Here is a 12,988-nt window from a genome sequence, read left to right on the forward strand (position 1 = left end):
GTTGGGGGGGGTCGGGGGTGGGGGGGGGGGGGGGGGGGGGGGGGGGGGGGGGGGGCCGCGGGCCGCCCGGCGCCGGGGGGGGGGCGGCCGCCCCCCTCCGGCGTCACCAGGGCGGGCGGTAACCGGTGGTCAGGTGGCGGCCTGTGTGGCGCCACTTCGGTTCCTTGTCGACGGTGCTCTGCGTGATCGCGCGCAGCCGGCGGATCACCGTCCCGTACACGCCGCTGGCGCCGGTGGAGACGCGCGAGCCGGGCGGCGGGTCCATGAAGGGCATGAACTTGTCCGGGAAGCCCGGCATCGTGCAGGCGATGCAGATCCCGCCGACGTTCGGACAGCCGCCGACGCCGTTGATCCAGCCGCGCTTGGCGACGTTGCACTTGACGACCGGTCCCCAGCAGCCGAGCCGCACCAGGCACTCGGGCGTGCCGTAGTCGGTGGCGAACTGGCCCTGTTCGTAGTAGCCGCCGCGGTCGCAGCCCTCGTGCACGGTGGCGCCGAACAGCCAGGCGGGCCGCAGCTTGTCGTCGAGCGGGATCATCGGCGCGGAGCCGGCCAGCTGGTAGAGCAGGTAGGTGAGGGTCTCCGCGAAGTTGTCGGGCTGGATCGGGCAGCCCGGCACGCAGACGATCGGCAGCCCGGCCTTGGACTTCCAGTCCCAGCCGAGGTAGTCCGGCACGCCCATGGCGCCGGTCGGGTTGCCGGCCATCGCGTGGATGCCGCCGTACGTGGCGCACGTGCCGATGGCCACCACCGCGGTCGCCTTGGGGGCGAGCCGGTCCAGCCACTCACTGGTGGTGATGGGCTGGCCGGTCGCGGGGTCGTCGCCGAAGCCGCACCAGTAGCCCTCCTTCTTGATCTTCTCGTTGGGGATGGACCCCTCGACGACCAGCACGAACGGCTCGATCTCGCCGCGCTCGGCCTTGAAGAACCACTCGACGAAGTTGTCCGCGCCCTGGACCGGGCCGCACTCGAAGTCGATCAGCGGCCAGTGCACCGCGACCCTGGGCAGGCCGGGCAGCGCGCCGGTGACGATCTCCTCGATGCTCGGCTGCATCGCGGCGGTCAGCGAGACGGAGTCGCCGTCGCAGCTGAGGCCCGCGTTGATCCAGAGAATGTGCACCACGTCGGTGTCGGTTGATGCAGCTGTTGCAGCACCCATGAGGATGCCTCCTCGGGGATGGGAGCCGGACGAAATGGCTCAAAGACAGTCATAGCAACCGTTCGGATCGAACGCCGGTCCGGAGAGCCGTGCGGGTCGCCCGGTGGACGCAAGCCGGCTGGGCCGTTCGGGTCACGTCCGGGCGAGGGGGCCCTCGGGCGCGGGGCGCTTGCGGACGAACACGGAGCGCAGCGCGTGGTACGGCGATTCGGGTGTGAAGAACTGCCGGTGCATCACCGCGAGCTCCTCGGCCCGGTAGGCGGCCAGCGGCTTCTTCCGCTCGTCGGCCTCGCGGACGGCCTTCTTCTCGGCGATCCGGCGCTGCGTGCCCGGCGAGGCGGCGAGCAGCCCGGCCAGGTGGGCCGCGGTCGGCCCGAACTCCTGCGGGCCGCAGGCGAGTACGCGGTCGACCAGGCCGGCCCGCTCGGCCATCGCCGCGGACAGCGGGAGCGCCTGGCGGGTCAGCCGCTCGGCCTCGGGGGCGCCCACCCGGCGGGGGAGGGTGTACGTCCAGTACTCCGACCCGTGCAGGCCCATCAGCCGGTAGTGCGGGTTGAGGACGGATCCGCCGCGGCACCACACCTCGTCCGCCGCCAGGGCGAGCATCAGGCCGCCGGCCGCCGCGTTGCCCGCGACGGCGGCGACCACCAGGCGGTCGGTGGTGGTGAGCACCTCGGCCACGAGGTCGTCCATCGCGGTGATGTTCGCCCAGGACTCGGCGGCCGGGTCCGGGGCGGCCTCGATGACGTTGAGGTGGATGCCGTTGGAGAAGAAGTCCCGGCCGCCGCCCAGCACCAGCACCGAGGTCGGCCGCCCGAGCGCGAAGCGGTACGCCTCCCGCAGGCGGCGGCAGTGCTCGGCGGACATCGCGCCGCCGGGGAAGGAGAAGCGCAGGAAGCCCACCGGGCCTTCCTCGCGGTAGCCGATGTCCGACCAGGCGGGCTCGTCGTCCCCGCCCGGCATCAGCGGCGCCGGCACCTCGGGCAGCGCGGGCAGCAGGGCGCCGAGCGCCGTCACGGCCGGGAGCTTGAAGGTCGCGGGCCCGCCGGGTGTGCGCCGCCGGCGGAGTTCGGGGATCCACACTGCGCCGTCCGGAGTAGCCCGGCACACCGCCCCGGCCCGGGTCGCGAGGAGGTCGCCGGGACGGCCGCGCAGCTCCGGCTCGGGGTGTCCGCCGTGCAGGTACCACTCGCCGCCGCACAGCTCGTCGAGCACGCCGGGCTGCGAGTCCGCGGCGCGGAGCCGGCGCAGCACCTCCTCGGTGGAGTCGCCCGCCCAGTCGATCCGGCGCTCCTCCTGGCGCAGGACGGGCCGGGTGCGCACCGGCGCCCGCCAGCCGGGCCCGTGCTGCGGCTGCGGCGCGTACGTGCCGGAGGCGACGCGTTCGACGGCGAGCAGCGCGGCGGCCACGGCCGCGTCGGAGACCTCGTTGCGGTACAGGTCGCTCTTGCCGCGCGCGGGCAGGCGGCACGGCGCCCAGGCCCAGACCGGCCCGGCGTCCATCTCGGCCTCGGCCTGGAGCACCGTGACGCCCCACTCGGTGACGCCCTCCTGGACCGCCCGGTCGAGCGAGGACGGGCCGCGGTCGCCCGGCGGGCCCGGATGGACGATCAGGCAGGTGGTCTCCGACCAGACGTCCGGCGGGACGGCGGTGCGCAGCATGGGCGCGAGGACCAGATCGGGCCGCAGGCGCCGAACGGCGGCGCGCAGGTCGTCGTCGTCCCCGGCGAGGTGGACGTCCACGGTGTGGCGGCGGTCGCGCAGTTCGGCGTGGAGCCGCTGGCTGAGGCTGTTGAACGCGCTGGCGAGGAGCAGGATCCGCATATCCGCCTCCGGTGGGGTGAGCGTCCGGGAACCCGGCGATCATCGCCCCGGCCCCGTCCGCCCCCGGCCGCGCGCCCGCCGCCGCGCCGCCCGTTCACCCGCACCGCCGCCGTCGCCGCCGCGGCCGCCCGGCCGACGTGGAGGTGGCCCACCCCCGGGGAGGTGGGGCGGGCCACTGGTCGGCTGATTGCGGGGCTAGTGACGGGTGCGCACCTCCGTGGACGGGCCTCATGAACATGTACAGACAACGTGTACGGACAAGAAGCCTCATCGCGGTCGGCCCGGCCCACAACGGCGTGCGGAGGCGGGCAGGGCGCACTGGGGCGCGGCGGGGCGCCTCCGAAGCGCGCGCCGGCGGGGGGCCCGGCCCTCACTACCGGGGGCGGGGGCGGCGTCGTCGGCGGTCCAGCAGCAGCACGGTGAGGGCCGCCGTGGCGACCCCCTCGGCCCAGGCGGCGAGCGTCTTGTCGGTGAACCACACGGGCTCGTACATGTTCGGCAGCGGGCCGATGGCGCCGACGTCCACGTAGCGGTAGAGCAGCAGCGCACCGAGCCCGGAGGCGGCGACGGCCCACGCGAAGAGGTCGCCGGTGCGGTGCCGCCACAGGAGCAGGAGCAGTGCGGCGAGGCTCGCGGCCGCGGACTCCAGGCGGAACAGGGTGCCCTGGCTGAGCGAGTCGCCGATGGCGTCGTACTGGTCGGCCAGCCGGGCGTGGACGGCCGCGTCGATCGCGAGTCCGGCCGCCGCCGCGAGGCGCAGGACGAGGTGGGTGAGGCTCCGGCCGCGGCGGCGGCCGGGTGCGGGGGTGTCCATGGTGCATCAGCCAACGGTGAGGGTGCCGTGCATGAACGGGTGGATGGTGCAGATGTACGGGTGGTCGCCCGTCTGCTGCGGCGCGGTGAAGGTCGCGGACGCCCCCGGGGCGATGTTCCCGGTGTCGAAGGACTTGTCGGAGGCGGTCAGCGTGTGGGTGGTGGAGTCCTGGTTGACGACCGTGACGGTCTGACCGGGCTTCACGGTGAGGGAGGCCGGCGCGAACGCGAAGTTCTTGATCGTGACCTGGAGCGCGCCGGTGCTGCTGGGTGCGGGCGTGGCGGCGGAGGCAGACGCGGTGGCACTGGCGGTCGCGGTCGCGGTGGCGCTCGCGGTCACGGTGGCACTGGCACTGGCACTGGCGGCCGGGGAACTCGCCGCGCTGGTGGTGGTGTTCGCGGGCTTGCTGGAGCTGGAGCAGGCCGCGAGACCCACGGAGAGCAGCAGGGCGGCGGCAGCAGCCAGGAGGGGCCGGGTTCTGGTCACGTACGGGCTCCGTTTCGGGTGGGTCGGGTGGAGGGGTGGGGCGCGCGCCCGGGGTGTCGGGTGAGCGCGCGCCGGCTCGTGGTGTCGTCAGACGGTCAGCAGGTCCGGGTTGGCGGCCTTGTCGGTGGGCAGGAAGTCGTCGGGCACGGGGTACTGGCCGAGCACGTAGTTCTGGATCGCCGCGTGCATGGCCTCGAGGGGGGCGATGCTCGCGGCCGTCGCGATCCCGGCCGCACCGGTCACGTTGTACGTCGCGAAGAGGTAGGTCTGGGCGGCCTGGTCCTCCAGTTCGAGCGCGAGTTTGGCCACGTCCCCGACCGAGGCCGCCTTGCCGAGGGCCGCCATCGTGTCCGCCTGGTTGGACAGCGGCACGTCGTTGATCGCGGCCAGTCCGGCGCCCGTGAGGACGGCGTTCCAGGCCTTGGCGTGGTCGGCGTGCTGGTTCATCGCGGTGGTCACGAACGTCGCGACCGCCGGCGGCACCGTGCCGAGCTTGCCCGCGCCCGCGGCGTCCAGCGCGGCCTTGTAGGCGCCGACCGCCTGGTTCTCCAGCGCGACGGCCAGCGCGACGACCCGCAGGTCCCCGGTGTAGCCGCCGGACGCCGACGGCGAGCCGGACACCGCACTGGCCGAGCCGGCCGGACTGGTCGGCGCCGGGTCCTTGACGCTCTTGCTGCCGGAGCACGCCGCCAGCGTGAGGGCCGCGGCCACGCCGCCCGCGCCGAGCAGGAACCGGCGCCGGCCAGGATCGGCCGGGACCGAGGCGCGGAGCTCTTCCCCGAGGTCGCGCGCGGAGGCCCGCATCAGCGGCAGCGTGGCCCGGTGGGCCTCGTCCATCTCCCGGGTCAGGCGGGCGAGTTCGGCCTCGCCGAGGGCGGGCTCCCAGGTGCGGTCGGCGGTCACTGGACGGCCCCTTCGGTGATCGGGGAGGCGTTGTCGGTCTTGTAGAAGGCGTCCGGGAAGCCCACGCTGCCGGCCGCGGCGGGCAGCTTCGCCGGGTCCACCGGGATCGTGATCAGATCGGCGGCGTTGCCCGCCAGCAGCGCCTGCACGGCGAGCAGCACGGCCCGGTGCTGCGCCTCCACCGGGGCGACGGAGGCGAAGAGCTTGCGCAGGTCGGCGCTGGACACCTGGCCGACGTTCTTGGTGTACGTCTGGGCGGCGACGTCCTCCAGCGTGATCGCGAGCTTCACCACGTCGGCCGGCGTCTTGATGGTGGGCAGCGTCTGGTCGACCACCGCCTTGTACTTCGGGTCCGGGCCGGTCTGCGCCTTGCCGCCGCCGGCGGTCGCGGCGGCGTTGAACGCCTGGGCGTGCGCCTGGTGCTGCTCGGTGGTCTTGGCGATGAACGCGGCCACCGTCTTGTTGCCGTCCTTGATGAACGGCAGGCCGGCGGCCGTCTGGTAGACGCTCACCGCCAGGTTCTCCAGCGCCGCGGCGGTCTGGAGCGCGCGGATGTCGTCCGCCGTCACGGTGCCGGAGGCGGATCCCGACGGCGACGGCGACGGCGAGTCCGCCGCCGCCCGGGCCGTGCCGAGCAGGCCCGCCCCGCCCACCAGGGCGGCGAGCGCGCCGCCCCGCCACCACGGCCGCGACGGCCCGGCGGCCTCCGCGAAGCCGCTCAGCGCGCCGCGGGTGATCCGCATCGCGTCGCTGTTCAAGTCCTGTGACTGCTCGGTGAGTTCGTCCAGCAGTCGGGTGTCGATGCGCTCGTCGGCCATCATGTCCCGTCTCGGTCCGGCGACCCGGCCGGATGCCGGACCGCTTTCCCCTGCCCTTCGGTACGAGCGCGGCCGCGGCTCGGTTCAACGCCCCGTTTGGCCCGTCTTTTCCTTCGTGCGGGTGGGGGCGAAGGAGCGCGGTTGACGGTCATCGCCGCGTGCCGCCGAGCCACTCGGCGAGGACGGCGGCCTGGCTGTGGTCGACGTCCCGGGTCGCGGTCAGGAGCGTGAGACCGCCCCCGGCGGCGAGGTCGCGCAGGTGCCCGGCCGCCTCCCGGTGCTCCGTGTCGCGCAGCTCGGCGCGGTAGCGGCGGCGGAACTCGGCGAACCGGCTCGGCTCGTGCCCGTACCAGCGGCGCAGGCCGGTCGACGGGGCGACGTCCCGCAGCCACTCGTCGAGGTGCGCGTCCTCCTTCGTCATCCCGCGCGGCCAGACCCGGTCGACGAGCACCCGCCGGCCGTCCTGGGGCGAGGACTCCTCGTAGATCCGCCGGTAGGCGACTCGTGCGGCCATGACGGGACCCTCCCGGTTCTGTCCGGACACCGGTTTCCACGAGAACCCGCGACCACGCCCGTCCACAAGCGGGGCACACCCGCGCGGGCGTACGGCGCGCCCGTCAGCCCCTCACCGGACGTCCTTCGGCGCCGGGCGGACGGACAGGCCGGGGCGGCGGCGGTGGACGGTGAGGTAGACGAGGCCGTCCGGGCCCGCCGAGACGGCGCGGCGGGCGCCGTGCGGCAGCCAGGCCGTGCAGCCGGGCGCCAGGACCTGCCGGCCGCCGGCCGTCTCCAGGTGGCCACTGCCCTCCAGGACCTGGACGAGGACGTCGAGGTCCGGCTCCACGTGGGCGGCGACCTCGGCGTGCGGGAGCAGGCGGATGACGTTCGCGTCCAGCTGGCGGCCCTCCTCCGCGAGCCGCCACAGGGCGCCGCCGCGGTCGGCGGGGGCCCGGTCGAGCAGGCCGTCCAGGCAGGTGAGCACACCGGGCCGCGGGTCGGACGTCAAGGCTTCCTCCTGCGGACGGGCGGGCGCGGCCGGATGGGCGCCCGTGGATTCTACGGAAGCCCGCCGGTGGGGGCAGGTGGGCGTCGTCGCCCTAGGCCTGTGCCCCCTCGGCTTCGGTGACGACGAGGACGACGTGCCGCGCGTCGTCGCTGTGGACGGCGCTGGACCGGTAGCCGGGCGGGACGTACAGGGCCTCGCCGCTCAGGGTGGAGACCTCGGCGGCGGGGTCCCCCGGCGAGCGGAGCGTCCAGCGGCTCGATCCGGCGGACTGGATCACCAGGAGGTGGCCGGAGGGCGGCCGGGGGCCGGCGGCGTGCTCGACCCGCCAGCCCAGCAGGGCCGTCAGGCCGTCGGCGACGTACCTGGCCAGCACGGTGTCCGGCGGTCCGCCCGTCCCCCGTGGAACGACGGGCTCGTTCTCGGGCCAGACCAGCCCGAAGGTGCGGGCGAAGTGGGCGTCCAGGAAGAGCGCCAGCTCCTGGAGGTAGGGATCCTGCCCCGGGCGCTCGCTCAGGCGTTCCCAGTCCACGTGTCGTCTCCTTCGGCGGTACCGCTCACCCCGCTGATGTCGGGATGTCAAGCATGGTGCATCGGCGTGTCGGACGGCATCACGGTTTTCGGGTATCCGGCCCTCGGGTATCCGGCTCCCGGGTGTCCAGCAGGCCCGCCCGGCTGGCGGCGACGCCCGCCTGGAAGCGGCTGTCGGCGCCGAGCCGCTCCAGGATCTCGGCGATGTGCCGGCGCGCGGTGCGCAGCGACATGCCCAGCCGGCGCGCGATCGCCTCGTCCTTCATCCCGTCGGCGAGCAGGCGCAGGATCGTGCCGTGCATCTCCCGGGCGACGGCCTCCATCTCGCGTCCGGTCGACTCCTGGAACGGGGTGGCCTGGCCCCAGGTGAGTTCGAACATCTCGTACAGGTAGGCGACGGTCGACGGTTCGCGGATGACCGTGGCCCCGAGGCCCGGGCCGGTGGAGGGGAGGAAGGCGGTCTCGCGGTCCATGATGATGACCCGCCCGGCCAGTTCGTGCGTGGTGCGGTACTCGGCGCCCAGGGCGGAGGCGGCGGCGACGTAGGCCTGGCTGGGGCCGTTGAAGCGGGCGGTGTGGTGGTAGAGGGTGCGGATGCGCACGCCGCGCTCCAGCATCGCCCGGTCGCGCACGAGGGCCTCGGACATCGCCTCGGGGAGCCGGGCGCCGCCGCCGGGCTGGCAGGAGACCACTTCGGTGGTGCACTGCTCGCCCAGCCGGTTGAGCAGGAAGCGCACCTCCGCGAGCGTGGGGATCACCTCGATGCCCGCGCCGGTCTCCCGGCTCTCCGGGAAGAGCGTGGAGAACTCGTCGTACCGGCTGCGCATTCGGGCGATGTCGTCCTGGCGCTGCCGGATCTCCGCCTCGACGGGCGCGGCGCGCCGGAAGAAGGCCGCGTCGGGGGACACCACCCGCAGCGCGTCCTGCCGGGCGCCGGCCGGCGCCAGCAGTCCCGTGTCGAGGAGTCTCTCGACCGCGGCCGTCACTCCGGACGGGGCCAGTCCCGTCGCCTGCGCGACGACCACCGGATCGTGGGCCCCGGCGAACCGGTTCTCCGCGAACCATGCGTAGACGGACAGGTCGGATTCCTGCCCCTGACCTGGTTCGGCCCGACGCCCTGTCACATCGTGATCACTTTTGTCCATGTTTACACCCACACCCCTTTGTTGCCAGGCACGTTGATGAACGGCTCCAAGCATGTCGGCGATCTTCGATGCCCGCCAGAGTGAGGCCACCGCCCCTTCAGCGGATGGGGCGAATACCAACGAACCACGGGAGACACCCCATGAAGCGCATCGTCCTCACCACCGTGGCGCTCCTCGCCGCCGTCGCCGCCTGGCTCCCGCCGACGGCCTCGGCACGCGCCCACGACAGCCACACCACGACCGCCCAGCGCGGCGGCCCCACGCCGTCCGCCCCGTTCACCTGCCCGCCGCGCACCCGCTGCAACGACACCTCCTGGGGAGGCTGAACCCCTTGTTCACGACGCGGGAGAGGGAGATCCTCGACCACCTCGCGCACGGCCACACGTCGCGGGCGATCGGCCGCCTGCTGCACCTGAGCCACCACACCGTCGAGACCCACATCCGCAACATGCGGGCCAAGAGCGGAGCGAGCAGCCGCACGCAGCTGCTGGCCATCGCCCTCGGGCTCGACACCGCCGGGCCCGCCGGGCCCGGTACGGGCTGATCCGGTCCGCATCCGAAGCACCGACCGGCGGGACGCCGGCGGGCCGGGAGGACCACTCCGGAGAAAGGGGATGTCACGGACCGATGGAGATACCGATCCTGATTTGTGCGGGCCAGCCGCTGATGCGCAGCGGACTCTCCTCGGCCCTCGTGGCCGAGCCGGACTTCCGGGTGGTCGGCGAGACCGCGGACGGGAGCACCGCCAGCGCGCTGGCCCGGGAGCTGAACCCCGCCGTCGTCGTGGCCGACTACGAACTCGCGGACATGACGGGCATCGAGCTCGTCCGCGACCTCCAGGGGCCGCGCCGGCCGGCCCCCCGCACGCTGCTCATGACACCGGCCGAGGACGACGCCGTCCTGGAGTCCGTCCTGGCCGGCGCGACCGGGATCGTCACCCGGAACACCCTGGCGGAGGACTTCCCCCAGGCGATCAGGGCCATGGCCGCCGGCCACTCCTTCCTCTCCCCCGACATCGCGGCCCTGCTCCTGAGCTGGGTGCGCGACAGACGGCCCGCGCTGTTCCCGGCGCTCGGGCTCAACCTCCTCACCTTCCGCGAACGCGAGATCCTGGCGCTGCTGGCGAACGGGATGTCCAACGCCGAGATCTCCAAGCGGCTCTGCATCGTGCAGTCGACGGTCAAGTTCCACGTCTCCCAGCTGCTCAGGAAACTCGGCCTCCGGGACCGCCTCCAGGCCGCCGTGTTCGCCCACCAGAACGGTGTCATCTGATGCTGCGACAGAACCGCGACCACGGCGCCCGCTGGCTGCCCTGGACCAGGACGACGACAACGGGTTCGCCCCGCCTCTACTGCCTCCCCTTCGCCGGCGGGGCGGCACAGTTCTTCCGCCCGTGGACGGCGGCCGCCCGGCCGCTCTCCGTCGAGGTCGTCCCGGTCGAACTGCCGGGCCACGGCACCCGGTTGCTCGATCCCCCGCTGACCGACATGGCCGCCGTGGTGGACGCGCTGTGCGAGGAGGTCCTCCGGCGGGAGAGCGGGCCCTACGCGATCCTCGGGCACAGCATGGGCGCGAAGATCGCGTACGCCGTGGCCGAGGAGCTGGAGCGGCGGCCGGGGGCCACCCCGCCCGCCCGGCTCTTCGTCTCCGGGGCCCTGCCGGCCTCGGCCGCCGAGCCGAGGCCGCTGCACGCACTGCCGGACGCCGAGCTCCTGGCGGAGCTGTCCGCGATGGGCGGCACGCCTCCCGGGATCCTCGCCAACGCCGAGCTGATGGAACTCATGCTACCGGTGATCCGGGCCGACCTGACCCTGTTCGAACGGTGGCGGGCGCCGGCCGGGAGCCGGGTCTCCTGCCCCATCACGGCGTTCGCCGGCCGGGACGACCGGGTCGTCCCGGTGGAGCCGACCGCGGGCTGGGCCGATCACACGTCGGCATCGTTCGCCCTCCACGTCCATCCCGGCGGACACTTCTTCCTCCGGGAGGAGATGGACCGGATGCTCGGCCGGATGGCGGCCGAGCTCCACGGACGGCCCGCGCCGGAGGCGATGTGACGGACCGTCACCTCTCCTCGACGGCCACCTCGATCAGTCCGGTCGCCTCGGTCAGCGCGCGTCCGACCTCCTCCGGTGAGGAACCGACCGCGATGACGTGGCCCAGCCGGTCGTAGGCGCTCTGCGGCGGCCGGACCTCGCGCCCCGGCGTCCCGCTCACCACGACCCGCTCCACGCCCGGCACCCGCCCGGCCCGCGCGACCCCGTCCACGCCGGTCAGCCGGCCCGGCCTCGGCGCGGTCAGGAACCGCAGGCCGGCCCGGCGCGCGTGGCCGGCCGACAGGTTCAGCGGCAGGCCGGCGGCGGCGCGGATCTGCTGCTCCAGCAGGTCGATCCCGGTGGCCGGGCGGATCAGCTCCGGGATCATGCCGCCGGCCAGCCGCCCGTTGACCTCGATGACGGCCGGGCCGTCGGCGGTCAGCCGGAGCTCGACGTGGGCCGGGCCGCGCTCGAAGCCGAGGGCCTTCAGGGCCTGCCGGGCGGTGTCGGCGATCCGTCCCGCCAGCGCGTCGTCGACGTCGGCCGGGAAGAGGTGACCGGTCTCGACGAAGTGCGGCAGCGGGCTGACGGTGCGCTGGGTGACGCCGACGCAGCGCGCCTCGCCGTCCACGCCGAACATCTCCGCGCTGAACTCGGGCCCGTCCAGGTACTGTTCGACCAGCACCGCGCCCGCCGTCCGCTGGCCGCGGACGTTGTGGGTGACGGCGAGCAGCCCGGTGGCGTGCGCGACGGCCGTGGCGGCGTCCTCGCACCACAGCACGGACTGCGAGCCGGACTCCCCGACCGGTTTGACGACGCAGGGCAGCCCCACGGCCGCGACGGCGGCCGCGGCGCCGTCCGGGTCGGTGACGACCGCGAACCCGGGCTGGTGCACCCCGGCCTCGTGCAGCGCGGCGCGGGTCAGGGCCTTGTCGCGGCAGCGGGCCATCGCCTCCGGCGGGTTGCCGGGCGTGCCCAGGGCGACGGCGGCCCGGGCGGTGTGCTCCAGGTAGAACTCGCTGGTCGTCGTGACGCCCGCCACCCGGCGTCCGGCGCTCACCCGGGCGACGGCCTCGTCCAGCGCGGCCTCGTCGTCGGTGTCGCAGACCTCGACCCGGCAGCCGGTGGCGGGCAGGTCCGGGTAGCGCGCCGCGTCCTTGGTGAACAGCACCGGTTCCAGGGCCAGCCGGACGGCGGTCCGCAGTGCGATCATCCCGGTGCCGGTGGTGTTGGACTCGACGAAGAGCAGCAGCCGCCGGTCCCGGCGGGGGATCCGGGCGAACGACCAACTCGCTACCGTGGCGCCGTACTCCACCTCCTCGGGGGCCTCGGCGACGGCACCCCCGGGGGCGCTGTCGGCGTAGACGCTGTCCACGTAGCGGTCGCCGCGGTCCGGCATGATCCCGACCAGCCGGGTGCCCGGCTCGGCGCGGGCCGCGAGGTGGGTGAGGACCCGGTAGACCGAGCCCGAGGTGTTCCCGCCGAAGATCTTCTGCTCCCGGGCGAGCCGGCGGGTGGCGTCGAAGGCCTCGTCGTCGGAGAGCCAGTGCACCTCGTCGAAGACGCGGTAGTCGATGTTGTCCGGGAAGAGGCTGTTGCCGAGCCCGCCCTGCCGGCGGGTCGGGCGGTCCGGCTGGCCGAAGAGCACGCTGCCCACGCAGTCCACGCCCACCACCGCGACGCCGGGCAGGCGTTCCAGCAGCGCCCTCGACGTCCCGCAGAGCGAGCCGCCGCTGCCCACCGCCCCCACCAGGACGTCCACCGTCCCCAGGTCGGCGAGCAGTTCGCCGGCCAGGCCGCGGTAGGCGGCGGGGTTCTGCGGATTGCTGTACTGGCGCGGCCAGAACGCGCCGGGCAGGCCGGCCATCAGCTCGGCCAGGCGCTCCAGCCGGGCGCTCTGCCAGCCCTGGCCGGTCATCGTCTCCACGACGTGGACCTCGCAGCCCAGGGTGCGCAGCTTGGCCAGCGTGACGGGGTCGATGCGCGGATCGGTGACGATGTGCACGGGATGGCCGAGGTAGGTGCCGACCAGGGCCACCCCGAGCGCCATCGTGCCCGAGGAGCTCTCCACGATCGGCCCGCCCTCGGCCAGCGCGCCGGTGCGCCGGGCTTCGAGGATCACCTGCCGGGCCACCCGGTCCTTCATCGCGAAGAGGTTCTGCATCTCCAGTTTGGCGAAGACCTCGACGCCGTCCGGGGCGTCCACCCGCAGCCGCACCGCCGGGGTGTGGCCGATGCCGTCGATGACCGATTCCTGCCGCATGTCGGTACG

At 74.2% G+C, this 12,988-nt stretch carries 15 protein-coding genes; 4 read left to right on the plus strand and 11 right to left on the minus strand.

The window, feature by feature from the left end; all coding sequences use genetic code 11:
* Positions 1 to 103: 103 nt before the first annotated feature.
* From ACFV4G_RS00865 to ACFV4G_RS00910, 10 genes are all read right to left on the minus strand, one after another.
* The gene (locus ACFV4G_RS00865) at positions 104 to 1,159 is read right to left on the minus strand and encodes a hydrogenase expression protein HypE (protein ID WP_380435254.1); all 1,056 of its coding nucleotides are present in this window, start codon (positions 1,157 to 1,159) and stop codon (positions 104 to 106) included.
* 132 nt (positions 1,160 to 1,291) lie between these two features.
* Entirely contained in the window at positions 1,292 to 2,983 is a 1,692-nt protein-coding gene (locus ACFV4G_RS00870; protein ID WP_380435255.1) for a hydrogenase maturation protein, read from the minus strand.
* 373 nt (positions 2,984 to 3,356) lie between these two features.
* A complete protein-coding gene (locus ACFV4G_RS00875; RefSeq protein ID WP_380435256.1) occupies positions 3,357 to 3,797 on the minus strand; it encodes a hypothetical protein in 441 nt (146 codons plus the stop codon).
* Between the two features lie 6 nt (positions 3,798 to 3,803).
* Positions 3,804 to 4,283, minus strand: a complete 480-nt coding sequence (locus tag ACFV4G_RS00880) for a cupredoxin family copper-binding protein (protein WP_380435257.1) — start codon at positions 4,281 to 4,283, stop codon at positions 3,804 to 3,806.
* A gap of 87 nt (positions 4,284 to 4,370) precedes the next feature.
* On the minus strand, positions 4,371 to 5,186 hold the full coding sequence (locus ACFV4G_RS00885; RefSeq protein ID WP_380435258.1) for a ferritin-like domain-containing protein: 816 nt from the start codon (positions 5,184 to 5,186) through the stop codon (positions 4,371 to 4,373).
* Positions 5,183 to 6,007, minus strand: a complete 825-nt coding sequence (locus ACFV4G_RS00890; RefSeq protein WP_380435259.1) for a ferritin-like domain-containing protein — start codon at positions 6,005 to 6,007, stop codon at positions 5,183 to 5,185. Before ACFV4G_RS00890 ends, ACFV4G_RS00885 begins: the two co-directional genes overlap by 4 nt.
* Before the next feature lie 145 nt (positions 6,008 to 6,152).
* A complete protein-coding gene (locus ACFV4G_RS00895; protein ID WP_380435260.1) occupies positions 6,153 to 6,518 on the minus strand; it encodes a DUF488 domain-containing protein in 366 nt (121 codons plus the stop codon).
* A 111-nt stretch (positions 6,519 to 6,629) separates the two neighbouring features.
* Positions 6,630 to 7,010, minus strand: coding sequence for a cupin domain-containing protein (locus ACFV4G_RS00900; RefSeq protein ID WP_380435261.1), 381 nt, complete (start codon positions 7,008 to 7,010; stop codon positions 6,630 to 6,632).
* 91 nt (positions 7,011 to 7,101) lie between these two features.
* Positions 7,102 to 7,539, minus strand: a complete 438-nt coding sequence (locus ACFV4G_RS00905; protein ID WP_380435262.1) for a hypothetical protein — start codon at positions 7,537 to 7,539, stop codon at positions 7,102 to 7,104.
* Between the two features lie 79 nt (positions 7,540 to 7,618).
* Positions 7,619 to 8,662 carry a LuxR C-terminal-related transcriptional regulator gene (locus tag ACFV4G_RS00910; protein ID WP_380435263.1) on the minus strand — a complete coding sequence of 348 codons (1,044 nt, stop codon included), beginning with the start codon at positions 8,660 to 8,662 and terminating at the stop codon, positions 7,619 to 7,621.
* A gap of 161 nt (positions 8,663 to 8,823) precedes the next feature.
* Between ACFV4G_RS00910 and ACFV4G_RS00915 the strand changes: the two genes are divergently transcribed.
* The 4 genes from ACFV4G_RS00915 (at position 8,824) to ACFV4G_RS00930 (ending at position 10,737) form a co-directional block, all read left to right on the plus strand.
* Positions 8,824 to 9,009 (plus strand): hypothetical protein, encoded by a 186-nt coding sequence (locus ACFV4G_RS00915; RefSeq protein WP_380435264.1) that lies wholly within the window; start codon positions 8,824 to 8,826, stop codon positions 9,007 to 9,009.
* Between the two features lie 5 nt (positions 9,010 to 9,014).
* Entirely contained in the window at positions 9,015 to 9,227 is a 213-nt protein-coding gene (locus ACFV4G_RS00920) for a response regulator transcription factor (protein ID WP_380435265.1), read from the plus strand.
* Between the two features lie 83 nt (positions 9,228 to 9,310).
* A complete protein-coding gene (locus ACFV4G_RS00925; RefSeq protein WP_380435266.1) occupies positions 9,311 to 9,955 on the plus strand; it encodes a LuxR C-terminal-related transcriptional regulator in 645 nt (214 codons plus the stop codon).
* Complete coding sequence (locus tag ACFV4G_RS00930) at positions 9,955 to 10,737, plus strand: thioesterase II family protein (RefSeq protein WP_380435267.1); 783 nt, start codon at positions 9,955 to 9,957, stop codon at positions 10,735 to 10,737. The genes ACFV4G_RS00925 and ACFV4G_RS00930 overlap by 1 nt, the downstream gene beginning before the upstream one ends.
* 7 nt (positions 10,738 to 10,744) lie before the next feature.
* On the opposite strand, the gene ACFV4G_RS00935 is transcribed toward ACFV4G_RS00930, so the two are convergent.
* On the minus strand, positions 10,745 to 12,979 hold the full coding sequence (locus ACFV4G_RS00935) for a pyridoxal-phosphate dependent enzyme (RefSeq protein WP_380435268.1): 2,235 nt from the start codon (positions 12,977 to 12,979) through the stop codon (positions 10,745 to 10,747).
* Positions 12,980 to 12,988 lie beyond the last annotated feature (9 nt).

It is taken from the genome of Kitasatospora sp. NPDC059747 (genome assembly GCF_042732955.1).
GTDB lineage: Bacteria > Actinomycetota > Actinomycetes > Streptomycetales > Streptomycetaceae > Kitasatospora.

What these genes read in the sequence shown, in the direction of transcription:
- ACFV4G_RS00890 (WP_380435259.1), bottom strand. Translation starts at nt 6,007, where the DNA reads ATGATGGCCGACGAGCGCATCGACACCCGACTGCTGGACGAACTCACC.
- ACFV4G_RS00875 (WP_380435256.1), bottom strand. Translation starts at nt 3,797, where the DNA reads ATGGACACCCCCGCACCCGGCCGCCGCCGCGGCCGGAGCCTCACCCAC.
- ACFV4G_RS00870 (WP_380435255.1), bottom strand. Translation starts at nt 2,983, where the DNA reads ATGCGGATCCTGCTCCTCGCCAGCGCGTTCAACAGCCTCAGCCAGCGG.
- ACFV4G_RS00915 (WP_380435264.1), top strand. Translation starts at nt 8,824, where the DNA reads ATGAAGCGCATCGTCCTCACCACCGTGGCGCTCCTCGCCGCCGTCGCC.
- ACFV4G_RS00925 (WP_380435266.1), top strand. Translation starts at nt 9,311, where the DNA reads ATGGAGATACCGATCCTGATTTGTGCGGGCCAGCCGCTGATGCGCAGC.
- ACFV4G_RS00930 (WP_380435267.1), top strand. Translation starts at nt 9,955, where the DNA reads ATGCTGCGACAGAACCGCGACCACGGCGCCCGCTGGCTGCCCTGGACC.
- ACFV4G_RS00935 (WP_380435268.1), bottom strand. Translation starts at nt 12,979, where the DNA reads ATGCGGCAGGAATCGGTCATCGACGGCATCGGCCACACCCCGGCGGTG.
- ACFV4G_RS00895 (WP_380435260.1), bottom strand. Translation starts at nt 6,518, where the DNA reads ATGGCCGCACGAGTCGCCTACCGGCGGATCTACGAGGAGTCCTCGCCC.
- ACFV4G_RS00865 (WP_380435254.1), bottom strand. Translation starts at nt 1,159, where the DNA reads ATGGGTGCTGCAACAGCTGCATCAACCGACACCGACGTGGTGCACATT.